Origin of the sequence: Streptomyces sp. CB09001 (assembly GCF_003369795.1) — a bacterium.
In the GTDB taxonomy this organism is placed as follows: domain Bacteria; phylum Actinomycetota; class Actinomycetes; order Streptomycetales; family Streptomycetaceae; genus Streptomyces.
Genome location: NZ_CP026730.1, coordinates 3,420,649 through 3,446,419, shown reverse-complemented (window position 1 = coordinate 3,446,419; position 25,771 = coordinate 3,420,649). Strand labels below are relative to the sequence as shown.

Genomic DNA, 25,771 nt, shown 5'->3' with positions numbered 1-25,771 from the left:
GGCGGCAGCGACCTAGCGGGCCACGAACTGGGTCAGGATCGCCTGGACCTCGTAGATGTCGACGCCCTTGGTGAAGGTCTTCTGGACCGGGGTCTGGGAGCCGGAGAGCCAGATCTTCAGTTCGGCGTCGAGGTCGAAGTGGCCGGCGGTCTCGACCGCGAAGTGCGTGATGCTGCGGTACGGGATCGAGTGGTACTCGGTCTTCTTGCCGGTGATGCCCTGCTTGTCGATCAGGACCAGCCGCCGGTCGGTGAACAGGATGGTGTCGCGGATCAGCAGGTAGGCCGCGTGGACCTGCTCGCCGTGGCCGAGCAGACGCGCGTACTCCTGCTGCGCCTGGGCCGGGTCGATGCTGTGCGCGTTGCCGAACAGTGCCATGGATGTCCCCCACGTGAGCTGGCTGTTCGTACGATCTTCGCAAACGTGGAGGGCCCAGGAGAAGCTTCCGCCTCTCCCGGGCCCCTGCTGTAGCGAGCGCGTTACGCCGTCGGCTTCTCCTCGAGACGCGGGAAGAGCACCGCGCCCTTGGTGACCGTCGCGCCGGACGGCAGCCGGCCCCAGTCCGCCGCGTCCTGGACCTTCTGGTCCGCGAGGCCGCCGAGGGACGGCTCGGCGCCGAGGGAGTCCCAGAGCTTCTGGGAGGTGTCCGGCATGATCGGGTTCAGCAGGACGGCCACGGCGCGGAGCGCCTCCGCGGCCGTGTAGAGGATCGTGGCCAGGCGGGCCTTGCCCTCCGGGGACTCGTCCTTCGCGACCTTCCAGGGCTCCTGTTCGGTGATGTAGCCGTTGACCTGCTTGACGAAGTCGAACACCGCCAGGATGCCGCCCTGGAAGTCCAGCTCCTCGCCGATCTTCCGGTCCGCCTCCGCGACCGCCTTGGCCAGACCGTCGTGGATCGCCTGCTCCGCGTCGCCGTCGGCCGTCGCGGCCGGCAGCTCGCCGCCGAAGTACTTGTTGACCATGGCCGCCACGCGGGACGCCAGGTTGCCGTAGTCGTTGGCCAGCTCGCTGGTGTAGCGGGCGGAGAAGTCCTCCCAGGAGAACGAGCCGTCCTGGCCGAAGGCGATCGCGCGCAGGAAGTACCAGCGGTACGCGTCCACACCGAAGTGCGTGGTGAGGTCCTGCGGCTTGATGCCGGTCAGATTGGACTTCGACATCTTCTCGCCGCCGACCATCAGCCAGCCGTTCGCGGCGATCTTCCCGGGCAGGGGCAGGCCCTGCGCCATCAGCATCGCCGGCCAGATGATCGCGTGGAAGCGGAGGATGTCCTTGCCGACCAGGTGCACGTCGGCGGGGAACGTCGACTCGAACTTCTCCGGGTTCTCGTTGTAGCCGACCGCCGTGGCGTAGTTCAGGAGGGCGTCGACCCACACGTAGATGACGTGCTTGTCGTCCCAGGGGACCGGGACGCCCCAGTCGAAGGTCGAGCGGGAGATGGAGAGGTCCTGGAGGCCCTGGCGGACGAAATTCACGACCTCGTTGCGCGCGGACTCGGGCTGGATGAAGCCCGGGTTGGCCTCGTAGTGGGCGAGCAGCTTCTCGCTGTACTCGCTGAGCTTGAAGAAGTAGTTCTCCTCGCTGAGGATCTCCACCGGCTTCTTGTGGATCGGGCACAGCTTCTGGCCCGCGTACTCGCCCTCGCCGTCGAGCAGCTCGCCGGGGAGCTTGTACTCCTCGCAGCCCACGCAGTACGGGCCCTCGTAGCCGCCCTTGTAGATCTCGCCCTTGTCGTACAGGTCCTGCACGAACTCCTGGACGCGGTCGGTGTGGCGCTTCTGCGTGGTGCGGATGAAGTCGTCGTTCGCGATCTCCAGGTGCTCCCACAGGGGCTTCCAGGACTCCGTGACGAGCTTGTCGGCCCAGGCCTGCGGGGTGACCCCGTTCGCCTCGGCCGTACGCATGATCTTCTGACCGTGCTCGTCCGTGCCGGTGAGGTACCACACCTTCTCGCCGCGCTGGCGGTGCCAGCGGGTGAGCACGTCGCCTGCGACGGTCGTATAGGCGTGGCCCAGGTGAGGAGCGTCGTTGACGTAGTAGATGGGGGTCGAGACGTAGTACGCCTTCGCCCCCTGCTTCTCGGTTCCAGTGGCCGCCATGGTCGAAATCCTACTGGGCCCGCGGAGATCGACTCACACGCGTTTCGGGGGGTGGACGGAGGGCTTCCCCTTCGTCCACCCCCCGAAAGCGCCGATCGTGCGGCTGTGGTGACCGGCTACGGGCGCCAGGTGGCCAGTACGCCCTCGTACAGCTCCTTGTCGGTGAGCTCCTTCGGGGTCTCGCCGGCCAGGAAGTGGGAGGCGTTGCCCGTCTTGAGCTTGCGGAGGTAGTCGAAGGCCTTGTTCTCCGGGTCGCCGAAGGCGACGAAGGAGAAGTGGACGTGCGGGTGGTTCGCGGCGGCGTCCGTGAGGGCCTGGGTGGCGGGGGTCTTGGCGTCGGGGGCGCCGTCGGTCTGGAAGACCACGAGGGCGGGGGTGCCGGGCGCTTCCTTCTCGTGGTGGGCGAGGACGGCCTCGACGGCGGCGTGGTAGCTGGTGCGGCCCATGCGGCCGAGCGCCGCGTGCAGCTCGTCGATCTTGTTCTCGTGGTCGGTGAGGGTCAGGTCGCCGGTGCCGTCCACTTCCGTGGAGAAGAACGTGACGTGGACCGTGGCCTCGGGGTCGAGGTGTGCCGCGAGGGCGAGGGCCTGCTCGGCGAGGGCCTGGGCGGAGCCGTCCTTGTAGTACGGGCGCATGGAGGCGGAGCGGTCGAGGACCAGGTGCACCTTGGCGCGGGCGCCGGTGAGGTCGTGCTTCTTGAGGGCGGTGCCGGCTGCCTTGTAGGCGGTGGTGAGGCCGGGGGCGCGGGAGCGGAGGCGCGCCGCGGGGGTTGCGGGTTTTGACGCCTCGGCTGCGCCTTCGGCGTCCGTGTTCCCACGGGGTGCCTCCGGCGGGGTGGCGGACTGTGACGCCTCGGCTGCGCCTTCGGCGTCCGTGTTCCCACCCGCACCACCCGTGCTGCCTTCGTTGTCGGGTGCGGGTGGCCCCTGTGGGGCTTCCTCGCCGTCGGCGGCTGCGGGTTCGGGGGTGGCCTCCGCCTCGGGCTGCGCCTTCGCCTCCGGCTTGGCTTCCGCTTCCGCCTCGGCTTCCGCCTCGGCTTCGGCCTTCGCCTCTGCCTTCGCCTCGGGCTCGGGCTTCGCCTCCGGGCTGGTTTCCGGCTCCGGGTTTGCCTCGGGGGCGACCTCGGGCTCGGGGTTCGTGGGTGGGGTCGACGGGGTGGGCTTGGGGACGGTGATGTTGGCGAAGGCGGCCTTGACGAGGTCGTGCTCGTCGGGGGTGGATTCCGAGCGGGGCTCGGGGATCTGGGAGGACTCCGGCTCGGTCGAGGTGGTCTCGGCCGGCTCCGGGGGTGCGGTGGGCTGGGACGGGAGCTTCGGCTCCGGTGCGGTGACCGGCGGTGCCGTCTCCTGCGTCGCACCCTCCGCCTGTGCGGTCCGTTCCTTGCGTGAGCGGCCGAACGCGTTCCGCAGGAGAGTGAGAATGCCCATGTGCGCAACCCTTCGAGTGAGTTGGTGCCGTCAATCCCTGGCCAGGACGGACACGTAAGGTTAGCGGTCCCGGCTTGTGATCTTGTGCAGGGTCTGACATGCGGGCGGCGAGGCGTCAAGGCAGGATCCGGTCGTCGCCGCAATTCCCCCAAGGATTCCGCGGGTTCACCCGGCGTTCACCGCGACGCCCGGTCCCGGCACGTATGCGCGCCTACGGTCGCGCTGACACCAGGGCATACAGGGATTCTCAAGGGGAGAACACAGTGCGCAAGCTCCTGCCGTTGATCGGGACGCCGTCCGGTTCGCATCCTGGCGGCCGGTCCGCGATGACCTGCCGTTTCCGGTGCGGCGACGCCTGCTTCCACGAGGTGCCGAACACCAGCTCCAACGAGTACGTCGGCGATGTCATCGCGGGTGCGCTCAGCCGCCGTTCCATGATGCGGGCCGCCGCCGTCGTGACCGTCGCCGCGGCGGGCGCCGGGGCCGTCGGCGTGGTGGGGGCGCCGTCGGCGCAGGCCGCGCCCGCGGCCGGAAAGGGGCACGGGAGGCCCTCCAAGGCGTCCGGTGCGCGGGGGCTGCGGTTCACGCCCGTCGCACCCAACACCGACGACGCCGTGACCGTTCCGGAGGGGTACCGGCAGGAGGTCGTCATTCGTTGGGGTGAACCCATTCTGCGCGGGGCGCCCGCCTTCGACCCGGAGAAGCAGAGCGCCAGGGCGCAGGCCGGGCAGTTCGGGTACAACAACGACTTCCTCGCGCTGCTGCCGCTGCGGGGCGAGCACGACCGCCAGCTCCTCGTCGCGAACCACGAGTACACCGACGAGGTGCTCATGTTCCGCGGCTACGACCCCGAGAACCCGACCCGCGAGCAGGTCGAGATCGCCTGGGCCGCGCACGGGCTGTCCGTCGTCGCCGTGGAGGAGGAGCGGAGGAGTGGGCGGCTGACGTCTGTTGCGCGGCATCGGCTGAACCGGCGGGTCACCGCCACCAGCGAGTTCCGGCTGACCGGCCCGGCCGCCGGGTCCGACCTGGTGAAGACCTCCGCCGACCGCACCGGCCGCAAGGTGCTCGGCACCCTCAACAACTGCTCCGGCGGCACCACCCCGTGGGGCACCACGCTGCACGGCGAGGAGAACTTCAACCAGTACTTCGCCAACGCCTCCAGCGCCACCGACAAGCGGTACGGGATCGGGACCGGCGCCACCGAGCGCAAGTGGGAGCGGTTCGACAAGCGGTTCGACGTCGCCCGGGAGCCGAACGAGGTGCACCGGTTCGGGTACGTCGTGGAGCTGGATCCGTACGATCCGGAGTCGACGCCGCGCAAGCACACCGCGCTGGGCCGGTTCAAGCACGAGGCCGCGACCGTGCGGCTGACGCACGACGGGCGGCCGGTCGTCTACACCGGCGACGACGAGCGGTTCGACTACTTCTACAAGTTCGTCGGCAGCAAGCGGATGCGGCACGGCGACTCCCGCTGGGCGCGCGAGCACAACCTCTCGCTGCTCGACGAGGGGACGCTGTACGTCGCCAAGCTCAGCGGCGACTCCCCCGCCATCGAGATCGACGGGACGGGGACGCTGCCGCGCGACGGCGAGTTCGACGGCGGCGGCGAGTGGATTCCGCTGGTGACCGCCACCGAGGACGGTGCCGTCTCGCACGTCGAGGGGATGAGCGCCGAGGAGGTGTGCGTCTTCACGCGGCTCGCCGGGGACAAGGTCGGCGCGACCAAGATGGACCGGCCCGAGGACATCGAGCCCTCGCCGGCGACCGGCAAGGTGTACGTCGCCCTCACCAACAACTCCAACCGGGGCAAGGCCGGTTACGCGGGCCCGGACGAGGCCAACCCGCGCAACTCCAACAAGCACGGCCACGTCCTGGAGCTGACCGAGCGCTGGAACCGGGCCGACGCCACCCGCTTCGGGTGGTCGCTGTTCCTGGTCGCCGGTGACCCGGAGGACCCGGCGACCTACTTCGCGGGCTTCCCCAAGGACCGGGTCAGCCCGATCTCCTGCCCCGACAACGTCGCCTTCGACGACCACGGCAACCTGTGGATCTCCACCGACGGCAACGCGCTCGGCACCCACGACGGGCTCTTCGGCGTGGCGACCAGGGGCGACCGGCGCGGTGAGCTGAAGCAGTTCCTGACCGTGCCGACCGGTGCGGAGACCTGCGGCCCGCTCGTCCAGGACCGGCGGGTGCTGGTCGCCGTGCAGCACCCGGGCGAGGTCGACGGCGCCTCCGTGGAGCAGCCGGCCAGCTCCTGGCCCGACGGGCCCGGGAAGATCGTGCGCCCGGCGGTCGTGGCGGTGTGGCGCGCGGACGGCCGCGACATCGGCGTCTGAGCCGGCCGGGAGGCGAAGGGGCGCGGTCAGCCGGCCGCCGCGTGCAGGGTCAGGTCGACGACCAGTGCGCGGTGGTCGGTGCCGGCCAGGTCCAGGAACCGGGCGTCGCGTGCGGCGAAGTCCCCGGAGACCAGGACGTGGTCGATCTGCGTGCCGAACACGGGGAGGGTCCTCGCGGGCCAGCTGGGCGTGCGGTCCTCGCCCGCGAGCCGGGCCGCGTCGCGCAGCCCCGTGTCCAGGATGCGGCGGAAGGCGGCGTGGTCCTGGGAGGCGTTGAAGTCGCCGGCCAGGACGGTGGGCGTCCCGCGGTCCCCGGCGGCGGCGTCGCGCAGGGCGTCCAGCTCCTCGCGCCACAGGTCCACCCGGTCCGCCAGCGGCGGCATCGGGTGGGCGAGCCGGAGCCGTACGGCGTGGCCGCGTACGTCGGCGACGGCGGCGGGCATGCCCATGGTGCCGGGGACGGCGGGGGCGGCCCTCAGCGGGAAGGCGCTCAGGATCACGGAGCCCTTGGAGCCGTCGCCCTCGACGGCCCGCCGGTGCGGATAGCGGGCGGCCAGGTCGCGCCGCAGCGCCGCGTCACACGTGCGCTCGCACTCCTGTACGAAGACGAGGTCGGGCTTCTCGCGGCGCACGGCGGCGATCAGCGCGTCGGTGCCCTGCCCGAACTCCACGTTGGAGGTCAGCACCCGGATGTCGGCGACGGGCGGTCCGGTGGGTTCCACGCTCTTGCCGTACGGCTCGATGAACCACGCGAGGAGCCCGAGCAGCGCGACGCCCCACACCGCGCCGGTCCACCACCGGGCGAGCAGCGTCAGCAGCAGCCCGGCGCCGGTCGGCACCAGCAGCCAGGGCAGGAAGGCGAGGAGCTGCGGTACGGGGGTGACGCCGTCGCTGTCGGCGGCCCGGCAGCCGACGACCACGCTCACCCCGGCGAACAGCAGCCCCGCGCACCAGGCCCCGAGGCGCCGTCCGGTGCGGCGGGGGGCCCGCCCGTCGTCGGCGTCCGGCGACGTGCCGGTCGCCGTGTCGGTCTCGGTGTCCAAGTCCCGGCCCTTCGCTCGCGGTGCGATGCCCGAATCTACGCCCGGGCGTGGAACTCCCGGACGACCTCGATGCGGCCCACGATGTGCCGGTTGAACTCCGCCAGCTCCTCCGCCGGGACCCACAGCTCCAGGATGGTCTCGCCGCCTGCCCGGCGTACGGGGTAACGGGCCAGGAAGGCGGTGTCGGCCTCGAAGCGGGTCACGTAGCCCGAGCCGGAGGCGGGGACGTTCCAGTCGCGGGCGATGCGGACGGCGTAGTCCTCATTGAGGACCGGGTAGAAGATCGGCTGCTCGGGCAGGCGCGGGGGCCAGGCCGTCCAGCCGGAGGCCTCGACGAGCGCCAGCTCCTCGGGGCCGGTGGGCCGCCACAGGGTCGTCGTGCCGCTCTTGGTCCGCTGCTCGGTCATGGGCGGCGACGTTAGCCGCCCGGGCGCGGTCCCCGCCAAGCGGTTTCAGAGCCGGGTGCGCGTCGGCCGGGTCGGGCCGGGCTCGGCGGTGGGCTCCGAGGCGGGCTCCGCGGTGGACCGGCGGCGCGGCGGACGCCCGTACCGGCCGGTGAGCCACGAGGCCAGGGCGACCGTGAGGCCGAGGGCGACGAGGAGCCAGGAGGCGGTGCGCAGCGTTTCGGTGAGGGCGTCGTACACGGCGCCCGCGGCGGGGCCGTCCACCGGGCCGGGGAGTTCGCCGACGGTGAGCCGGCGGCCGACCAGGACGGCGAGGGCGAGCAGGGCGCCGCCGAGTGCGGTGCCGATCCCGGCGGCCGTGAGGGCGCGGCGGCGGCAGGCGGCGACGGCGATCGCGGCGACCGCGAAGACGACGGCCGCCAGCGGCAGCCAGAAGGCGGCGACGTCGAGCACGTGGTAGCCCTTCCTGAGCCGGTCCGCCTCGTGGGCCGGGAGCACGGTGACCGCGAGGTGGCGGACCGGGATGCGCCGGGCGAAGGGCACGTGGTCCGCGGCGAGCCGGTCCCGCACGCGTTCGGTGACCGGGGCCAGGTCGACGGTGACCGCGCGTCCGGCGGCGCCGTCGTCCCGCAGGGCGCGCAGGACGGCGGTGTGGACGGTGCGGTTGGCCGCGTTCCAGCCCTCGTGGAAGGCCTCGGTGCGGGTGAACGACCGGGCCGCGTCCCGCACGAAGAGCCGCACGCTGCCGTTCACGGGGCCTGCCGCGACCTCGTCGACGAGCCCCGCGAACCCGGCGCCCAGCGTGTCGGCGGCGGCGTCCCGCACGGCCGGGTCGTCGGCGAGCGGGGCCATGGACGCGACGTAGCGGCCCGTGTCGGCCGGCCCGTGCATCGCCCAGGCCGCCAGCGTGGCGCACGGGGCGAGCAGGCCGGCGAGGACGAGCAGGGCGGCCGACAGGGCGTTCCGGAGGCGGGGGGACACGCTCCCAGGCAAACCCCCGCGCCCCCGCCGGGCGACCGGCGTGACTGCATATGGCCCCCGGGGACGAGCCGGTCAGGTGGTGCGGGTGAGGGTGCGGGCGCGGTGCCTGGCCGCCCTGGCCTCCTCGGCGTCCTCGTGGGTGGCGTAGAGGTAGTACAGCCCGGCCGTGACCGCTCCCGCGAGCAGCAGGGAGGCGAGGACGCAGGTGAACATGGCCACGCCGCTGCCCGAGTACAGGAACCCCAGGGCGCTGCCCGTGAACGCCCCCCACAGCACCGCGTGACCCTCGCGCGGCAGCCGGTCGGCCACGGCGCGGACCACGTACCAGAGGATGGCGAAGGCGAGCACCGTCATGAAGCCGAACAGCAGGTTCCAGCCGGTGATGGGGCCGCCGTGGCGGCGGACGGACGCCGCCCAGTAACCGTAGACCAGGCCGATCGCCAGCGGCATCGCCCACCTCGCCAGCAGGTGGGTCCGCGCGCCGAAGACGTCGGGCGTCCGGCGCCCGGACGTGTCGCTTCCCGTACCGGTGCCGCCGCCGCGGGCGGCGGTGGACGTTCCGCGTGTGGGTACCGCGTGAGCCATGAGAGCACTCCTCTCGCCTCGCCCCGTCTGCCCCCGTCTACCAGCGCACACCTGGGTCCGCCGACTGGCAAGTCAGGATGCGGGCCGGTCGGGATGCGGGCCGGCCGGTCGCGTGTTTCGCTGGGGCCCGTGAGGGGTCGTGTCCGCAGGCCGGTGCGCGCCCGGTGGCGGCCGCTCGGCCGGCTCGTGCACGCCGCCGGCGGGGGCGACGCCGTGTCCCGGCACGAGCTGCTCAGCGTGCGCGGCCGCACGGTGGCCTGGGTGTTCCCCCTGCTGCTGCTCGTCGGCATCACCGCGGGCGACGTCACCACCGGCGCGTTCGAGATCATCTCCTGGACCGTGCTGGTGCCGGGTGTCGCCGCCGCGATCTGCGGGGTGCGGGGAACGGCCGCCTTCGCCGTGCTCGCGGTCCTCGTCTACGTCTGCGCCGACACCGTGTGGCAGCACCGTGACGAGACCGGGCTGCCCGGTCTCGTCCTCGTCGTCCTGGGCGGTGTCATCGCCGTGGTGGCCGCCGGGTTCCGGGTCGGCGGCGAGCGGCGCATGCTGCACATGCGGGACATCGCCGACACCACCCGCCGCACCGTGCTGCGCCCGCTCCCGGTGGGCTTCGGCGGGCTCGACCACGCCGCCGTCTACCTGGCCGCGGACAGCGAGGCCCGCGTCGGCGGCGACTTCTACGACATCCAGCCCGGACCGCACGGCACCCGGGTCCTCGTCGGCGACGTGCAGGGCAAGGGGCTCGGCGCGGTGGAGACGGCCGCCGCGCTGCTCGGCACCTTCCGCGAGGCCGGCTACCACGAACCGGACCTCGCGACGGTCGCCGAGCGCCTGGAGATCCGCATGGTGCGCCACCGTGAGCACACCGCGGGCCTCGGCCGGGCCGACGGCGACCGGTTCGCCACCGCCGTGCTGATCGGTTTCCAGCCCGGTCTGCCGGACGCCGTGGACGCCGTCGTCTTCGGTCACGAACCCCCGATGGCGGTCGGCCCGCGCGGGGTGCGCCTGCTGCCGGTCGTGGGCGGGCTGCCGCTGGGCATGGCCGAACTGGCGCCCACCGGCCGGTCCGGGACGCCGCCGGTGCACCGGCTGCGCCTGGCCGAGGACGAGACGCTGCTGCTGGTCACCGACGGGGTGACCGAGGCCCGGGACCCCGGCGGGGTCTTCTACCGGCCGGCCGACGACATCGCCGTCGCCCTCGCCGTCGACCCGCGCAGCGCCGTGCCCGCGCGACTGGTGTCCCTCGTACGGGACGGCACGCTGCGGCACTGCCGGGGGCGGGTGGCCGACGACACCACGGTCTTCGCGGTACGGCGGCCGCCGGCCGGTCGGGAGCGGGCCGGCGGCGGCTGAGTGCCCCGCTGCGCAGCCGCAGCGGTTACGGTGCTGCCGTACGTGATCGACGTACGTGATCGACAGGGGGAGGGGACGAGGACATGCCCGGAACCGTGCTGCTGCTCGCGGCGTCGCCCGTGGGCCGCGGATGCCTGGTGGACGCCGCCTCCGTGCTCCCCGTGCTCGCGGCCGTGCCGCCCGCCGTGCTCTCCGGCACGGACACGGCGAACGTCGTCGAACTCGCCGACCCGCTGGAGCCGCAGGCCGTCCTGACCCGGCTGCGGGCCGCGGCGGCGGCCCCCGGACCGCTCACCGTCTACGTCGCCGGGCAGCTCCAGCTGGACCGGCGCCAGCGCCTGCCGCACCTGGCGCTGGCCCGCACGACCCCGTCGACCGTCCGCTACACGGCACTGCCCTGGCACTGGATCCGCGAGGAGCTGCGGCTGCGGCCGAGCGGCGCGACGACGCTGCTGCTCGATCTGCACGCCGACCACGAGACCTGGCAGTGGCTGCGGACCAGCCCGCTGGACTCCGGGCGCAACAACGCCGTCTACGGTCGGGTCGCGCCGCCGCCCGCACGGCGGACGGTGGCCTTCCCCTCGTACATGCGGGGCGTCGCGACGATCCTGCGCAGCGGGCACCGGCCGCCGCCGGACGAGCTGCACCAGCAGGCGCTGGCCCGCGCCGCCGCCGACGCCCCGGGCAGCGGCGCGGTGACCGGCGCCGACCTGGTGCTGACGGCGCCGGGACCGGTGGTGGGCGACCCGCACGCCGTCATCACCGCCGCGGTGCGCTCCGGGCGGCACGGGGACGCCGACGCGCTCGCCGCCCGGCACGAGCAGGCCGCGGCCCACGCGCACGGGCCCGCCTCCGAGGACGCGCTGCACTGGACGGAGGTCCGGGCCGACCTGGCGATGTTCGCGGGCGACCCGGTGCGCAGCTGCCGGGCCTGGCTGACGGTGGCCGAGGCCCGGCTCGGCGCCGGGCAGCCGCCGCAGGCGCCCGCCGTGGAGGCGGCCGTCGACCGGGCCCACCACCAGTGGGGGCGGATCCGCGACGCCGGACCGGCCCGCGAACTGGGCGCGGCCCTCGCCGCGCTGCGTGGCCGCGTACCGGGCCGCCGCGAGGGCGCCCTGGACCATGTCCAGCGCGAACTGGGCCGACTCCAGACCCAGGGCTGAGCGAACCCCTCCCGCCGGCTAGCCGCCCGCCGAGGCGGGCTCGTCCGTGAGTGGGGCGGCGTCCTGGGCCGGGGTCGGTGCCGTGTCCGCGGGGCCCGCGTTCGCGGCCAGCAGCAGGCAGGCCACGGCGGCGAGGGCGGCGGCGAGCGCTCTGGCGTAACGTTCGGCGGTGCGGAAGCGTACGGGCACGGTGTCCTCTGCGGGATGAGGGATTGTGTCAAGCGCGGTTAAGCGCGCTTAATACGCGGTTTAACCTAGAGCCGTCCGCGCCGAACGGCAAGAGCCTCATGGGGAGTTGGCAGTGGGGGACCGTGACGACCGAAACGCCATCGGACGCCGGGTGCAGCGCCTGCGCGCCGAGCGCGGGATGACCCAGCGCCAGCTCGCGGAGCCGGCGTACACACCCGCCTACATCTCCACCCTGGAGGCCGGCCGCGTCCGCCCCTCCGACGAGGCGCTGCGGCACCTCGCCGACCGGCTCGGTGTCGCATACGAGGAGCTGGCCACCGGACGCCCCGCCCGCCTCGCCACCGACCTGCGGCTCAGGCTCACCGAGGCGCAGCGCACCCTCGCCACCGAGGGCGCGGAGCAGGCGGCCACGCAGTACACCGCGCTGCTCGCCGAGGCCGAGACGTACGAGCTGGCCGAGGAACGGGCCGCCGCGCTGCTCGGGCTCGGCGAGTGTGCCGTGGAGACCGGTGAACTCGCCGCGGGGCGGCAGTACTTCGAGCGGGCCGAGCAGTGCCTCGCCGACGCCGGAGCCCCGCTGCCCGCCCGGGTCCCCGCCCTGCGCGGACGCGCTCTCTCCCACTACCTCGCCGGTGAACTGCGCTACGCCGTCTACCTGCTGGAGACCACCCTCGACGAGCTGAACCGCGGCGGCCTGCACGACCCCGACGCGCTGCTGCTGCTCTACGCCAGCGCGATCGGCCCGTACATGGACATGGGCGCCCACGCGCGCGCCGCCCAGGCCGCCGAACTCGCCCTCGCCCTCGCGCCCAGCGCCGGTGACCCCGCGCTGGTGGCCCGCATGCACCGCTCCCTCGCCCGCACCCTGCTCGCCGAGGGCCGCCTCGCCGACGCCGATGCCTCGCTCGCCAAGGCGGCCGAGCTGTACCGCACGCTGCAACTGCGCACCGAGCTGGCCAACTGCCACTGGATGCGGGGCTACGTCTGCGCCCAGAACGGCGAACTGCCGCGCGCCGAGGCGGAGATGCGTGAGGCGCTCGGCATGCTCTCGGCCACCCGCGCCGCCCTGTACAGCAGCCAGGTCGCCGTCGAACTGGCCGACGTACTGCACCGGCGCGGCAAGTCCGAGGACGCCGCCGAGCTGCTGCACGGCGTCCTCGACGACCTCTCCTCCGAACGCGGCGCCGTGCACTCCGCGGGCGCGCACCGGCTGCTCGGCATCATCGCCGAGGACGCCCGGGACACCGAGGCCGCCGAGGAGCACTACGTCCGTGCGCTGAGCCTGCTGGAGCGGGCCGGCGCGGCCGGCGACCTGGCCGACCTGTGCCGCCTCCTCGGCGACCTGCTGCGCCGCACCGGCCGCGTCGAGGCGGCCCTGGACGCCTACCGCACCGGACTCGGGCACCGCACCGCGCCCGGCACGACCACCCTGGGCCCGGCGCCCGCCCAGCCCCCGCTGTAGGGCCTGTCCGGCGCTACACCTCGGCCCGCCCCTGTCGCCGCGCCTCCGCCAGGCGGCCGGTGCCGATCTCGACGGACGTCCGGGTGGCGTCGTCGGCCGGTTCGCCGAGGGTGCCGTTGGTGAGGCTGATCGCGTCGTCGCCGAGGCGGACGGCGACCAGGTCCACGGTGAGGATCGCGTCGCGGGCGTCCCCCGGGGAACCGCCGTCCGGCGCCGCGCCGCCCACCGTCACCCGCAGGCCCCGGCGGGCGTCCCCCGCCTCCGGCAGGGGCAGTCCGGTGACGCGGACGTCCCGGGCCGCGCCGCGGGCGGCCCGGGCCGTGAAGTGCCCGCACGTGTCCGGCAGCGTCCCGAGCCAGGCCAGCGTCCGGTCGAGGTCGGCGGCGCGGTGGGAGGTCACCCGGTAGTGCAGCTGGGCCCCGTCCGCCGCGTCGTCCAGGGCGGCCGTGGCCCGGGGCGCGGTGGCGGCGTCCGCGCCGAAGAGGTCCTCGGTGTAGAGGATGTCCAGCAGCCGTCGGCAGTCGGGCCGTTCGGCGGTGGCCTTGAGCAGTTCGTCGCGCCAGGTCGCGGCACCCCGCGTCGGCTCCCACGCCTCCCCCAGGTCGGCCGCCGTGATCAGGGCCGCCCGCGCCTGCCCCCGGGTGAGCACCGGCGGCAGGCCGGGTGACGGAAGCGCGGCCGGGGACTGCGCGGCCGGCGGCACGGTGCCGGCCGCCTCGTCCGCGTCCCGCCCGCCCCCGGCGCAGGCGGTCGCCGTCAGCGCCAGCACCGCCGCGAGCGCGGCACCGAGCAGCGGCCGGGCGCCGGGTGCGCGCGGTGGTCGGGCGGCGGGAGCGTGCGGCGGCTGGGCGGCGGGGGCGTGTGACGGGGGCGCGGCGGCGTGGGGCAGCGGGCGGGCGGCGGGGGCGGGCTGCATCGGTGCCTCCTGGGGCCGGTGCGACCGGCGCCGGTCAGGATCGGTCACGTTTCCACGGCACCACCGTCCCCGCCCCGCCACCAGCGCGCGCGGCCGTCCGGGTGAGGGCGCCGGTCGACCGCGCGGACCCGTTACAGGCCCAGCCACACCGTCGTGTCCGGGCCGAGCCGGCCGTCCTCCAGGGGAGCGCTGGTGAGCAGCACCTCACCGGCCGGCAGGTCGACCGCGGTGCCGGACAGGTTGGTGACGCAGCGCCAGCCGTCCGAGCGGTCGAACCGCAGTACCCCCGCCTGGATGTCGTCCGACCAGGTCAGCGACTCGCCGTCGAGCAGCTTGCGGCGCAGGCGCAGGGCCGTGCGGTACAGCTCCAGCGTCGAGCCCGCCACTCCGTCCTGGGCCTGGACGGCGTACGCCGCGAAGCCCGGCGGCTGCGGCAGCCACGCCCCGCCCGCGCCGAAGCCGTACGAGGGCCCCTCCGTCGTCCAGGGCAGCGGCACCCGGCAGCCGTCGCGGCCCTTGCGGACATGGCCGGTCTGCTCCCAGATCGGGTCCTGGAGGACCTCGGTGGGCAGGTCGGCCACCTCGGGCAGCCCCAGTTCCTCGCCCTGGTAGACGTAGGCCGAGCCGGGCAGCGCCAGCATCAGCAGCGTCGCCGCCCGGGCCCGGCGCAGCCCGGCCGCCGGGTCGACGGCGGGTGCGCGGCCGCCGGACAGCAGCCAGGCGTCGGTGTCCGTGTCCGGCGGCAGGACCAGGCGGGTGGCGTGCCGGACGACGTCGTGGTTGGACAGCACCCAGGTCGCGGAGGCGCCCGCGGCCCGCGCGTCGGCCAGTGAGGCGGTGATGACCTCGCGCAGCTCGGCCGCGTCCCAGCCGGTCTGGAGGTACTCGAAGTTGAAGGCCTGGCCCAGTTCGTCGGGGCGGGCGTACAGGGCGCGCCGGGCGCCCGGGACCCAGGCCTCGGCGACGGCCGTGCGGGGCGGGGTGTAGGCGTCGAGGATCTTGCGCCAGTCGCGGTAGACCTCGTGGACGTCGTCGCGGTCGTAGAAGGGGTGGGTGCCCGGTGCGAACCGGGCCAGGGCCGCCTCGCCGCTCAGCTCGGGATCGCCCAGGTCGCGCAGCGGCTCGGTCAGGTCCTTGACCAGCGCGTGCGCGACGTCGACGCGGAAGCCGTCGACGCCCCGGTCGCACCAGAACTTCAGCGTGGTGCGGAAGTCGGCGCGGACCTGCTCGTTCTCCCAGTTCAGGTCGGGCTGCTGGGGCGCGAACAGGTGCAGGTACCACTGCCCGTCGGGCACCCGCTGCCAGGCGCTGCCGCCGAAGACGGACTGCCAGTCGGTGGGCGGTAGTTCGCCGTGCGCGCCGCGGCCGTCGCGGAAGACGTACCGGTCGCGGGCGGCGGAGCCGGGGCCGGCGGCCAGGGCCTCCCGGAACCAGACGTGGCGGTGCGAGGTGTGGTTGGGCACGAGGTCGACGATCACCTTCAGGCCCAGCCGGTGGGCCTCGGCGGCCATCGCGTCGAAGTCGTCCAGCGTGCCCAGGCGCGGGTCGACGTCGCGGTAGTCGTCGACGTCGTAGCCGCCGTCGGCGAGTTCCGAGGGGTAGAAGGGGCTGAGCCAGAGCGCGTCGACGCCGAGGGCGGCCAGGTGGGTCAGCCGGTGGGTGACGCCGCGCAGGTCCCCGAGCCCGTCGCCGTCGGCGTCGGCGAAGCTGCGGGGATAGACCTGGTAGATGACGGCCTGCCGCCACCAGTTGGGGTCCCTGGACGACAGATCGGGGGTGCTGGCGGTGCTGCGTACGGTCACGCGGCCTCCTTCGCGATGCGTGCGGCGACATGAACAGATCTGTCCACATCACCCGAAAAGCGAACCCGTGCCGCTACGACGCGCCGGGGACCACACGCCTGGAACGCCACCTCGTTCGGCTTGGGCATGCAGCGTGTCGCTGAATCCGGCGGCGCTGAAACATCCCAGGGCGCACCGCGTCGTGTCGTATCCCCGCTCGGCGAGAACGTCCCGGGCCCGCATGAGACGCTCCAGGTGGTTCATCCCCATGGCGGTTCCCCACTTCGCCTCCCCGAGAAGAGACACGAAGGGCTTTTCGCCCCCTGATCCCGGACCGGCGACCGCCACAGAAAGCTCCCCACCGCGATCCCGAGCGTGGCCACTTCGAGGAAGGTGGCCCCTCCCGCCACCAGCGTGCCTGTGGCACGATCCGCCGTCTCCCAGCGTCAGCAGGACGCGGGGCGGAAAGTCACACCCGACGTGCGCCCTTCCGTCCCGCGGCGGTTCAGTTCCCCGGATTTCCGCAGGACTGCTCGACGGCAGTCAGGTACAGCTCCACGTACCGGGCCACGTCCACGTCCAACGCCACGTCGACCAGGGCTTGTTCACGCATGCCGTCGTGCAGTTCGGACTCGCCGACGCGCAGCCGGCGGTCGACGAGGGTCTGGCCGCGGGAGGGGCCGGGGGCCAGGGACACCTCGACGGGCAGCCGGTGCGTGGTCAGGCCCGCCGGGTCGATCACCGCGCAGACCGCGCCCGCGTCGCCGAGCCCGCCGCCGGGGTCGGTGGCGTCGGTGGCCGGGCCGCGGTGGGCGAGCAGCTCCCCGGCGAGCCGGGTGCCGGGCTCGGCGCTCGCGCGCAGCCGCCGTACGTCCGCGCCGGGCACGATCACCCGCTCGAACACGTCGAGCCCGTACATCGTGATCGGCACCCCGGCCGTGAGCAGGATCGCGGCGGCCTCCGGGTCGTGCCACACGTTGAACTCGGCGACCGGCGTCGCGTTCCCGGTGGCGACCGCGCCGCCCATGAACACGATCCGCTCGATGTTGCGGGTGACCTCCGGGTGGGTGCGCAGCAGCAGCGCGATGTTGGTCAGCGGCGCGGTGGGGATCAGGGTGACGGGCCGCGGGGAGCCGAGGATCTCCCGGCGCAGCAGCGTCACCGCGTCCACGTCGGCGGGGACGCGGGTGGGCGCGGGCAGCCCGAGGTCGCCCATGCCGTCGGCCCCGTGCACGTGCCGCGCGGTGCGCACGCCCTCGATCAGCGGCCGCTCGGCACCCCGGGCGACGGGAACGTCCGGGGCACCCGCCCGCTCCAGCACGGTCAGCGTGTTCCGTACGACCCCGGCCACGTCGGTGTTCCCGGCCACGCAGGTGACCGCGCGCAGGTCGAGGAGCGGATGCCGGACCGCCAGCAGCAGGGCCAGGGCGTCGTCGATGCCGGTGTCGCAGTCGATGATCACCGGAATGGGCTGCTGCTGCTCGGAGACGCTGCTCACGGCCGGGGGCTCCTTGTACTTCGCGGGGGGACGCCGATGCGGCGACCTTACGCGGGCACGATCGAATCCCCCGGATCGGCGCCGCGGCACGGGCTCCGCCGGGTCCGCGGCCCTGAGCCGCGGGAACCGGTCCGGCCGACGGCCGCCGCGACGAGACGCGTGACGCCCGGCGCGGGGCGCCCCGCTCGACGCCCGAACGCCCCGTGCCCGGAGCCCGGCGCGCGACGGCCCGAGCTGGACGTCGGGAGTCGTGGCCGCTGTGCGGGACGCGGGGGGGGCGTGGCCCGGGGGGCGTGGCCCCCGCGCCGGGAGTGCGGGCTCAGTCGGACGGCCACAGCTCGGGGCCGCGTGCCTCGACGCGGTCGGTGATGCGGTGCAGAAGCTCGGTGCCGGTCAGTTGTCCGGGGCGGCGGCCGTCGCGCAGGCGTACGTCGACGAGGTCGCCGTCCTGCGCCTCGCGCGCGCCGATCACCGCCTGGTACGGCACCTTCCGCGCCGCCCGGACCCGGGCACCGAGGCTGCCGCGCTCCGGGTCGGCGACCTCGGCACGCAGGCCCAGGTCGGCGGCCTGCCGCGCCAGGACGTACGCCGCCTCCCGCTGCGCCCCGGCCACCGGGAGCACCACCAACTGCACCGGGGCCAGCCACGCCGGGAACGCGCCGCCGTGCGCCTCGATCAGGTGGGCGACCGCTCGTTCCACGCTGCCGATGACACTGCGGTGCACCATGACCGGGCGGTGCCTGGTGCCGTCGGGGCCGACGTAGCGCAGGCCGAAGCGTTCGGGCTGGTGGAAGTCGATCTGGACGGTGGACAGGGTGGACTCGCGTCCTGCCGCGTCCTCGATCTGCACGTCGATCTTGGGGCCGTAGAAGGCGGCCTCGCCCTCCACCGCCTCGTAGGGCAGTCCGTCGAGGGCCTCGCGGAGCAGCGCGGTGGCCCGCCGCCACAGCTCCGGGTCGGCGACGTACTTGCCGCCGGGACCCGGCAGGGACAGGCGGTGGCGCGCCGCCCGGATGCCGAGGTCGGCGTGGGCACGGCGGATGAGCCCGAGGGCGGCGCGGGCCTCGGCGGCGGCCTGGTCCGGGGTGCAGAAGATGTGGGCGTCGTTGAGGTGGATGGCCCGCACACGGGTCAGTCCGCCGAGGACGCCGGAGTGCTCGGAACGGTACATGGCGCCCAGCTCGGCGATGCGCAGGGGAAGTTCGCGGTAGCTGCGGGCGCGGGAACGGTAGACCAGGGCGTGGTGCGGGCACAGGCTCGGCCGCAGCACGACCTCCTCGGCGCCCAGCTCCATCGGCGGGAACATGTCGTCGCGGTAGTGCTCCCAGTGCCCCGAGATCTCGTACAGCTCGCGTTTGCCGAGGACGGGCGAGTAGACGTGGCGGTAGCCGGCCCGGCGCTCCGCCTCGCGGACGTACTCCTCCAGGGTGTGGCGCACGACCGCGCCGTCGGGCAGCCAGTACGGCAGGCCCGCGCCCATGAGCGGGTCGGTGTCGAACAGCGCCAGTTCGCGGCCGAGCCGCCGGTGGTCATGGTCGTGGTCGTGGTCGTGGTCCCGGTCGTGCATGGTGGTCTCCCTCGGAACGGTCCACGGGACGAGCACCACGTGACGAAGCCCCGGGGCGCTCGCCCCGGGGCTTCGGACTTCTGGTCAGCAGTCAGCGCGCCGGGACGAATCCCGGCGTCGTCTCCAAGAACGGACGGACGCGCTTCATGGGGACGACGGTACGGGGGCGCCGGGCGCGGACGCGAGCGAATTTCCCCGGACCCGGCGAAGCCGTCAGTGCACGATCACCAGCTCGTGCGAGGTGGTGTTGAGCCGCCGGCCGCCGTCCTGCGTGCAGGTCACGACGTCCTCGATGCGGACGCCGAAGCGGTCCGGGAGGTGGATGCCGGGCTCGAGGGAGAAGCACATGCCCGGTTCGAGGGGCTGTTCCTCGCCCTCCGCCAGATAGGGCGGCTCGTGGGTGGTGACGCCGACCCCGTGGCCGGTGCGGTGCGCGCCGTGCCCGGCGTGCCCGGCCTCCTCGATCACCGCGCGGGCCGCCCGGTCGACCTCCTGGCAGGACACCCCGGGCCGGACCGCCTCGAACGCCGCCCGCTGCGCGGCCCGGACGGTCTCGTGGACCCGCCGCTCCTCGTCCGTGGGCGCCCCGACGTGGACGGTGCGGGCGATGTCGAAGCCGTAGCCGTCCTTGAGGCCGCCGAAGTCCAGGACGACCATGTCCCCGTCGACGATGACCCGGTCACCGGGCCGGTGGTGCGGGTCGGCCGCGTGGGGTCCGGCGCCGACCACCGTGAAGTCGACGCGGCTGTGGCCGTGCGCGCGCAGCAGCCCGGCCAGGTCGGCGGCCAGCTCGCGCTCGCTGCGCCCGCCGAAACGCAGCCCGAGGACCTGCTCGTACGCGGCGTCCGCCGCCGCTGCCGCGGCCGTCAGCCGGGCCACCTCGTGCTCGTCCTTCACCGCGCGCCGCATGGGCAGCACGACGGACAGGGGCTGGTAGGTGGCCAGCGGCAGGGACGCCTGGAGGCAGAGCAGGTGCAGCGCCCACGTCGCGTCGGAGACGGCGTACCGGCCGTGCGGGCGCAGCAGTCCGGCCGCGGCGGCGTAGGCGTCCTGGCCCTCCCACCAGTCGGACACCCGTATCGCGCCCGCGCCGGGGGCCGCCTCGGCGGTCGGGCGGTCGATCGCGGGCACCAGCAGCCGGGGCTGGGAGGTGGCGGTGAGGACGAGGAGGGTGAGGCGCTCGGTGGGGGCGGTGGGCCGGTAGCCGCACAGCCAGTCCAGGTCGGGGCCGGGGGTGACCAGCACTCCGGCGAGCCCGAGGGCGGCGGCCTCGTACGCGGTGCGGTCCATGCGGGCCGCGTAGATCTCGTCGGTGAAGGCGGCGGGGGTGGCGTCACCCCCGCCGTCGCCCGGGTCGCTCATGGCCGACGGTCGCGCACCGCGGGTGCGGGCCTTCCGGTACCGGCCATGTCGTCGCCTCCAGGGACCTGGTGGGGCAGCTCCCGCGCGAGCGCGCGGGTCTCCTCCAGTGAAGGCCGGAGGGCGCCGCCACGCCCTCCGGTGTACCGCCGAACCGGTGACCGGGACGGTGACTCAGACGTGTCCCGGCCCACCGCTGCCGAAGGCTCCGCTCGACCCCGGCAGCCAGCGGCGCCGTTTCTGGTCCTCGCCGCGGCGGCTGCCCGAGTGGTGCAGCTCGTAGGGCATGAGCCGCGGGCTTCCGTCGGAGTTCAGCGGGATCTCGTCGGGTTCGCGCATCTCCCGTTCCTCGTGGACGGCACCGGTGTCCGGGAGATGCGGCTGTTCGTCGGCGCGGGGGCGGTCGGGCTCCCGGTCCATGACCCGCATGCCGACGCGTACGGCCCAGACCAACGCCCCGGCGATCACCAGTCCGATGATGAAGACCACTGTCACTTTGAGCCCGCCCGAGGGCGCGGCCAGCAGTACATACGTTGCCGTACTCATGTTCTGATTATGTACCCCCAAATGAGATAAAGCGCCTGATATGTCCTGTCCTATGACCTTGCCTGTGCCCTTGCCTGTGCCCTGACGCGCGAACGCGCGCTTGGAGCGGGACGGTGGCTGGTGCCCGTCAGGGTGCCCGCAGGGCGTCCACCGCGATCCGGGCCGCCGTGCCGATCACCGCGTCCGCCGCCGGGAGCACGGCCGCCGTGTGGGCGGTGCGGGTGAAGACGGCCACGGCGTAGCGGCCGCCGTCGGGGTACTCGACGACGCCGACCTCGTTGCGCAGGGTGGGCAGGCTGCCGGTCTTGCCGGCCACGTGCACGTCGTCGAAGGGGAAGCCCGAGGCGAGGCGGTGCGGCCAGACCTGGAGACCCATGATCCGGCGCATCGCGGCACCGTACTCGGGCGGGCAGGCCTCGTCCCGCCACACCGCGCCGAGCAGGCGGGTCATGTCGCGCGGGGTGCTGTGGTTGGTGCGGGCCGGGTCCAGGGCGCGCAGCCGGGTGATGACGTGCGGGTCGGTCAGCGCCCGGGCACCGTCGGGCCCGGCGTCCTCGCGCATGGTGCCCAGCATCTCGCCGAAGCCGTGCACCGCCCGCGTCCGGGTGAGGCCGAGCCGGGCCGCGGTGCGGTTGACGGCGTCCAGGCCGACCCGGCGCAGCAGCAGGTCGGCGGCGGTGTTGTCGCTGACGGACATCATCAGGAACGCGGCGTCGCGCAGGGACAGCAGGACCGGGTCGAGCATGGCCGCGAGCCCGGTGGGCCCCGGGGTGCGTCCGGTCGGCGGGCACTCGATCCGCTCGGTGAGGTCCAGCTCCCCGGCCGCCGCCAGCTCGTGCAGCGTCACCAGCACGCACAGCTTGTGGACACTGGCCGTGCAGACCGGCCGGTCCGCCCCGGCCCCGACCTGCGCCCCCGAGTCGATGTCCACGGCGTGCAGCCACCCGGTGACCCCGGCATCGGCGAACGCGGCGTCCAGCCGGGCGGCGGTGACGCTGTCGGTCATGACCGGGCCTCCGGCGCCGCGTCGGTTCCCACCGACCGCGCGGCCACCGCGACGCGCACCCCGGCCCGGGCACGGGCGTTCCGGAGGGCGCCGCCGGGTGTGCGGGGGCGGGTGGGGGTCGGTGGGTGGCGGTGGGCGGCGTTGGCGGGGGGCGCCGGTCGGTGGCTGAGGGGGGCGGTGTCGGTCAAAGCCAGTACTCCGATGCCGGGCGAAGGTGCAGGGGCCGGGCGGGTGCCTCGGAGTGGGCGCCGGCCGTGGTGCGCAGGGCGTGGGTGGCCGCGTCCGCGAAGGCGCCGACGGCGGCGTCGCCACGCCCCTTGGGCCAGGCCGCGGAGTGCCGCCAGGCGGGCGGGGCCCCGGCCAGCGGGCGCCACACCAGGTCCTGGTCGCCGGGGCTCACGAGCCGGGTGTCGCGGGGGCCGAGGGCGACGGCCCCGGACGACAGGACCAGGCCGCGGACGAAGCTCGCGCCCTGGCCGTGCCGTACCGCGGCGGGAGTGTAGCCGCCCCGGGCGCAGGCGGTGAGCAGGTCGTCGTAGACCGCGGGCGCGTCGGCGCGCGGGAAGAGGACCAGGTCGTAGCCGGTGAGGGCGGCGAGCGGCACGGCGTCCAGCTCCGTCTGGGGCGCGCCCCGCGGCAGCAGTACACCGAGGTCGCGGCGGAGCACCGGGCCCAGTTCCAGGCCGGTGACATCGCACGGGTGGTGGATGAGGCCGACGTCCAGCTCGTGGGCGGCGAACCCGGCGAGCTGCTGGGCGGTGGTCAGCTCGTGCAGCTCCAGTTCGAGCCCCGCGTGCCGGCGGCGGAAGTCGGCCAGCAGCGCGGCGACGGTCTCGCCGGAGATGTCGGGGGACAGGGCGGCGCGCAGCAGACCGCTCTCGCCGTCCCGGATGCGGCGCGCCGCGGTCCGCAGCGCCTCGGCGCGGGCCAGCAGCTCACGGGCCTCGGCGAGCAGCAGCGTGCCCGCCTCGGTGATCGTCACCTGCCGGCTGGTGCGCTCGAAGAGCCGGACGCCCAGCTCCTTCTCCAGCCGCCGGATGCGCTGCGACAGGGGCGGCTGGGCCATGCCGAGCCGGGCGGCGGCACGCCCGAAGTGTGACTCTTCTGCAACAGCCACAAAGCACTCCAGGTGCCGCACCAGGTCCACGACCAGTAATCATATCGGGGATTGATCGATCCGACATTCATATCGGTCTTGGACAGGGGCTCAACGGGGTTGCTCTCCTCGGGCCATGCGCTCCTTCCGTGACCGTGACCGTGACCGCGCCGGTTCCCCCGTCGGCGACCCCGTCGGCGACCCCGTCGGCGACCCTGGCCCCGCGCTGCGTGCCCGTAGGTGGGCCGGCGGGCTCGCCCTCGTCCTCGTCCTCCCGCTGGCCGGCTGCGCCACCGACGCCGGCTCCGGCCGTCCGGAAGCGGCCGCGTCGAGCGGTCCGTCCACCACCGCCACCGCCACCGCCACCGCCACCGGCAGTGGCACGGGCAGTGGCGCGGGCAGCGGTACGGCCACCGCGGCGCCGGAGGTCCGCGCCCGGCTCCGGGTGGACGGCGACACCCGCCAGTACCTCCTGCACCGGCCCCCCGCCCCGGCCGCCGACGGCCCGCGGCCCCTCCTCGTCGCCTTCCACGGCCGCGGCGCCGACGCCGCCGAACTGCGGGCGAAGACCCGGCTGGAGCGGGCCGCCACCGCGCGCGGCATGCTCGTCGCCTTTCCCGAGGGCCTCGGCCACGGCTGGGGCGCGGGCACACGGGCGACGAAGCAGCGCCCGGACCCCGGCCTGGACGTGCGGTTCACCGAGGCGCTGATCGAGCACCTGGTCCGCACCGAGCGGGCCGACCCCCGTCAGGTCTACGTCGCCGGGTTCTCCAACGGCGGCTCGATGGCGCTGCGCATGGCCGCCGAACGCCCCGCCCTGCTGGCGGGTGCGGCCTCGGTCTCCGGCCAGCTGCCGACGGGTGACGCCGCGGTGGAGCCCACCGGCCCCGTCCCGGTCATGGTGGTCTACGGCGCCGACGACCCCGTACGGCCCCTCGCGGGCCTGCCCTCCCCGCCGCCGGATCCCGAGGAGCCGATCCTGCCGACCCGGTCGGCCCGGGACAGCGCGGCGGCGTTCGCGGCGGCCGGGGGCGCGGGTGAGCCGGTCACGCGGGCGGAGAAGGGCTACGACCGGACGGTGTGGCGGCTCGGGAACGAGGCTCCCGGCGGCTCCCGGCGGCCCGGCGGCACCGTGCAACTCCTCGTCGTCGACGACGCCGGTCACACCTGGCCGGGCTCGACCGTGCCCCCGCCCGAGGGGTTCGGCCCCGTCAGCAAGGCCCTCGACGCCACCGACACGATCCTCGACTTCCTCACCGGCCCCGGCCGCTGACCGACAAGGACCTCCCCATGCCTGACGCTCCTCACCTGGCCTCTCCCCACCTCACCCCGCCCCGCCGCCGCAGGCCCCGCAACGGTGTGCGGGCCGTCGCCGCCGTGGGTGTCGTCCTCGCGATCGCCGCGGGCGGCTCGTACGCCGCCGGGTTCGGCCCCTTCGCGCGCGGCGACGACGGACCCGACCCCGCCGCGCTGAAACAGGCGCGCGCGTTCCTCGCCGACTGGGCCGCCGGGCGCCTGCCGGGCGCGGCCGGACGCACCACCGAGCCCGGCAAGGCGCAGGAGGTGCTGCAGAGCTTCACCGCGGGACTCGACATCGAGAAACCGAAGCTGACGGCGGCGGACGACGGCGTGAAGGAGGCCGAGGACGGCACCCTCGGCATCCCCTTCACCGCGCGGATGCCGGTCACCGGCCTGGGCACCTGGACGTACGAGTCGGAGCTGCCGCTCCGCGAGCAGGACGACGGCAGCTGGAAGGTGGACTGGCGGCTGTCGCTGGTGCACCCGCGGCTGAGCGAGACGGAGAAGTTCCGCCTGGAGCGCGAGGAGAGCGCCCCGCCGAAGGTCACGGACCGCGAGGGCGTCCCGCTCGTGGGCGCCGAGTACCCGTCCCTGTCCCCGCTGCTGGGGCGGCTGGCCGGTGACGCGGGCGGGGGCGGCCCGCGCGGCGCGGTCGAGCTGGTCGACCGGACCACGGGCGAGACCGTGCGCACCGAGGCGTCCTTCGGCAAGGAGCCCGACCCGGCGACGGCGGACCGGCCCGTGCGCACCACCCTGGACGCGGGCTGGCAGTCGGCCGCCGAGCAGGCCCTCGGCGAGGCCGACGGCAAGAACGCCTCCCTGGTCGCGCTGCGCGTCGACAACGGCGAGGTCCTCGCCCTCGCCAACTCGCCCTCCTCCGGCTTCAACCGCGCCGCCTCCGGCACCTACGCACCCGGCTCCACCTGGAAGATCGTCACCAGCAGCGCCCTGCTGCTCAAGGACGCGGTCGCGCCCGACGACGTCGTGGACTGCCCCAAGTACCTGACGGTGGGCAAGGAGTTCCACAACGTGGAGACCTCCGAACACCCCGGCGCCACCTTCCGCAAGGACTTCACCGAGTCCTGCAACACCGCCTTCATCAGCCTGCGTGGCAAGCTCGACGACGGGGAGCTGGGGAAGGTCGCGCGGACCTATTTCGGGGTCGGCCAGGAGTGGCACGTCGGCATCCCGACGTACGACGGGTCGGTGCCGGCGCCCAAGGACGAGACGGAGAAGGCGGCGTCGATGATCGGGCAGGGCCGGGTCCAGGCCAACCCCCTGATCATGGCGTCGGTGACGGCCACCGCGGTGTCCGGGGAGTTCCACCAGCCGTCCGTCACCGCGGGCAACGAGGACGGGACCCGCACCGAACCGCTGCCCGACGAGGTCGTCACCCAGCTGCGCGGGCTGATGCGGGCCACCGTCACCGACGGCACCGCGCGCGTCCTGGCCGACCTGCCGGGCGAGATCGGCGCCAAGACCGGCACCGCCGAGGTCTCCGACGACCAGGACAACAACGGCTGGCTGGTCGCCCACCGGGGCAACGTGGCCGTCGCCGTGGTCGTCGAGGAGGGCGTCACCGGCGGCGGCTCGGCGGGACCGATCGTGCACAGCCTGCTGTCGGCCGTACCGGAGGACCCGTCCTGATCCCGTCCGGA

General features: G+C 74.4%; 22 protein-coding genes. 6 read left to right on the top strand and 16 right to left on the bottom strand.

Features of this window, described 5'->3' with window-relative positions; translation table 11 throughout:
• Positions 1–12: 12 nt before the first annotated feature.
• From C4J65_RS15820 to C4J65_RS15810, 3 genes are all read right to left on the bottom strand, one after another.
• The gene (locus C4J65_RS15820) at positions 13–378 is read right to left on the bottom strand and encodes a PH domain-containing protein (protein ID WP_115742984.1); all 366 of its coding nucleotides are present in this window, start codon (positions 376–378) and stop codon (positions 13–15) included.
• Positions 379–479: 101 nt separating this feature from the next.
• A complete protein-coding gene (gene metG, locus C4J65_RS15815) occupies positions 480–2,096 on the bottom strand; it encodes a methionine--tRNA ligase (protein ID WP_115742983.1) in 1,617 nt (538 codons plus the stop codon).
• A gap of 116 nt (positions 2,097–2,212) precedes the next feature.
• A complete protein-coding gene (locus tag C4J65_RS15810) occupies positions 2,213–3,523 on the bottom strand; it encodes a VWA domain-containing protein (protein WP_115742982.1) in 1,311 nt (436 codons plus the stop codon).
• A gap of 263 nt (positions 3,524–3,786) precedes the next feature.
• Between C4J65_RS15810 and C4J65_RS15805 the strand changes: the two genes are divergently transcribed.
• A complete protein-coding gene (locus C4J65_RS15805; RefSeq protein ID WP_115742981.1) occupies positions 3,787–5,865 on the top strand; it encodes a PhoX family protein in 2,079 nt (692 codons plus the stop codon).
• Between the two features lie 26 nt (positions 5,866–5,891).
• Here C4J65_RS15805 and C4J65_RS15800 read toward each other — a convergent pair whose 3' ends face one another.
• The 4 genes from C4J65_RS15800 to C4J65_RS15785 all read right to left on the bottom strand — a co-directional run bounded on the left by C4J65_RS15800 (position 5,892) and on the right by C4J65_RS15785 (position 8,878).
• A complete protein-coding gene (locus C4J65_RS15800) occupies positions 5,892–6,908 on the bottom strand; it encodes an endonuclease/exonuclease/phosphatase family protein (protein ID WP_115742980.1) in 1,017 nt (338 codons plus the stop codon).
• Between the two features lie 35 nt (positions 6,909–6,943).
• Entirely contained in the window at positions 6,944–7,315 is a 372-nt protein-coding gene (locus tag C4J65_RS15795) for an ADP-ribosylation/crystallin J1 (RefSeq protein ID WP_162833201.1), read from the bottom strand.
• A gap of 45 nt (positions 7,316–7,360) precedes the next feature.
• Positions 7,361–8,293, bottom strand: a complete 933-nt coding sequence (locus C4J65_RS15790) for a hypothetical protein (RefSeq protein ID WP_115742978.1) — start codon at positions 8,291–8,293, stop codon at positions 7,361–7,363.
• Between the two features lie 72 nt (positions 8,294–8,365).
• A complete protein-coding gene (locus tag C4J65_RS15785) occupies positions 8,366–8,878 on the bottom strand; it encodes a hypothetical protein (RefSeq protein WP_115742977.1) in 513 nt (170 codons plus the stop codon).
• A gap of 93 nt (positions 8,879–8,971) precedes the next feature.
• On the opposite strand from C4J65_RS15785, the gene C4J65_RS15780 reads away from it, so the two are divergent.
• Together C4J65_RS15780 and C4J65_RS15775 are read left to right on the top strand one after the other, a co-directional pair.
• The gene (locus C4J65_RS15780) at positions 8,972–10,231 is read left to right on the top strand and encodes a PP2C family protein-serine/threonine phosphatase (RefSeq protein WP_115742976.1); all 1,260 of its coding nucleotides are present in this window, start codon (positions 8,972–8,974) and stop codon (positions 10,229–10,231) included.
• 83 nt (positions 10,232–10,314) lie between these two features.
• Positions 10,315–11,394, top strand: coding sequence for a hypothetical protein (locus C4J65_RS15775; RefSeq protein WP_115742975.1), 1,080 nt, complete (start codon positions 10,315–10,317; stop codon positions 11,392–11,394).
• An 18-nt stretch (positions 11,395–11,412) separates the two neighbouring features.
• Here the strand turns inward: C4J65_RS15775 and C4J65_RS36350 are convergent, their stop codons facing one another.
• Entirely contained in the window at positions 11,413–11,583 is a 171-nt protein-coding gene (locus C4J65_RS36350; RefSeq protein ID WP_115742974.1) for a hypothetical protein, read from the bottom strand.
• Positions 11,584–11,695: 112 nt separating this feature from the next.
• On the opposite strand from C4J65_RS36350, the gene C4J65_RS15765 reads away from it, so the two are divergent.
• The gene (locus tag C4J65_RS15765; protein WP_115742973.1) at positions 11,696–13,045 is read left to right on the top strand and encodes a helix-turn-helix transcriptional regulator; all 1,350 of its coding nucleotides are present in this window, start codon (positions 11,696–11,698) and stop codon (positions 13,043–13,045) included.
• A 13-nt stretch (positions 13,046–13,058) separates the two neighbouring features.
• On the opposite strand, the gene C4J65_RS15760 is transcribed toward C4J65_RS15765, so the two are convergent.
• The 8 genes from C4J65_RS15760 to C4J65_RS15725 form a co-directional block, all read right to left on the bottom strand.
• Positions 13,059–13,961 (bottom strand): hypothetical protein, encoded by a 903-nt coding sequence (locus C4J65_RS15760; RefSeq protein WP_115742972.1) that lies wholly within the window; start codon positions 13,959–13,961, stop codon positions 13,059–13,061.
• Positions 13,962–14,092: 131 nt separating this feature from the next.
• Complete coding sequence (locus C4J65_RS15755) at positions 14,093–15,763, bottom strand: glycoside hydrolase family 13 protein (RefSeq protein ID WP_115742971.1); 1,671 nt, start codon at positions 15,761–15,763, stop codon at positions 14,093–14,095.
• 484 nt (positions 15,764–16,247) lie between these two features.
• A complete protein-coding gene (locus C4J65_RS15750; protein ID WP_115742970.1) occupies positions 16,248–17,240 on the bottom strand; it encodes a nucleoside hydrolase in 993 nt (330 codons plus the stop codon).
• A gap of 319 nt (positions 17,241–17,559) precedes the next feature.
• Complete coding sequence (gene thrS, locus C4J65_RS15745; protein ID WP_115742969.1) at positions 17,560–18,846, bottom strand: threonine--tRNA ligase; 1,287 nt, start codon at positions 18,844–18,846, stop codon at positions 17,560–17,562.
• 174 nt (positions 18,847–19,020) lie between these two features.
• Positions 19,021–20,169, bottom strand: a complete 1,149-nt coding sequence (locus C4J65_RS15740) for an aminopeptidase P family protein (RefSeq protein WP_115742968.1) — start codon at positions 20,167–20,169, stop codon at positions 19,021–19,023.
• Positions 20,170–20,340: 171 nt separating this feature from the next.
• Positions 20,341–20,712, bottom strand: a complete 372-nt coding sequence (locus C4J65_RS15735; protein ID WP_115742967.1) for a DUF6479 family protein — start codon at positions 20,710–20,712, stop codon at positions 20,341–20,343.
• 127 nt (positions 20,713–20,839) lie between these two features.
• Entirely contained in the window at positions 20,840–21,718 is an 879-nt protein-coding gene (locus C4J65_RS15730) for a serine hydrolase (RefSeq protein WP_115742966.1), read from the bottom strand.
• A 184-nt stretch (positions 21,719–21,902) separates the two neighbouring features.
• Positions 21,903–22,835, bottom strand: a complete 933-nt coding sequence (locus C4J65_RS15725) for a LysR family transcriptional regulator (protein WP_240330434.1) — start codon at positions 22,833–22,835, stop codon at positions 21,903–21,905.
• Positions 22,836–22,950: 115 nt separating this feature from the next.
• Here C4J65_RS15725 and C4J65_RS15720 point away from each other — a divergent pair, with 115 nt between their 5' ends.
• Together C4J65_RS15720 and C4J65_RS15715 are read left to right on the top strand one after the other, a co-directional pair.
• Positions 22,951–24,087, top strand: coding sequence for a PHB depolymerase family esterase (locus C4J65_RS15720; protein WP_275898154.1), 1,137 nt, complete (start codon positions 22,951–22,953; stop codon positions 24,085–24,087).
• A 17-nt stretch (positions 24,088–24,104) separates the two neighbouring features.
• Positions 24,105–25,760 (top strand): penicillin-binding transpeptidase domain-containing protein, encoded by a 1,656-nt coding sequence (locus C4J65_RS15715; RefSeq protein WP_115742964.1) that lies wholly within the window; start codon positions 24,105–24,107, stop codon positions 25,758–25,760.
• Positions 25,761–25,771: the final 11 nt, after the last annotated feature.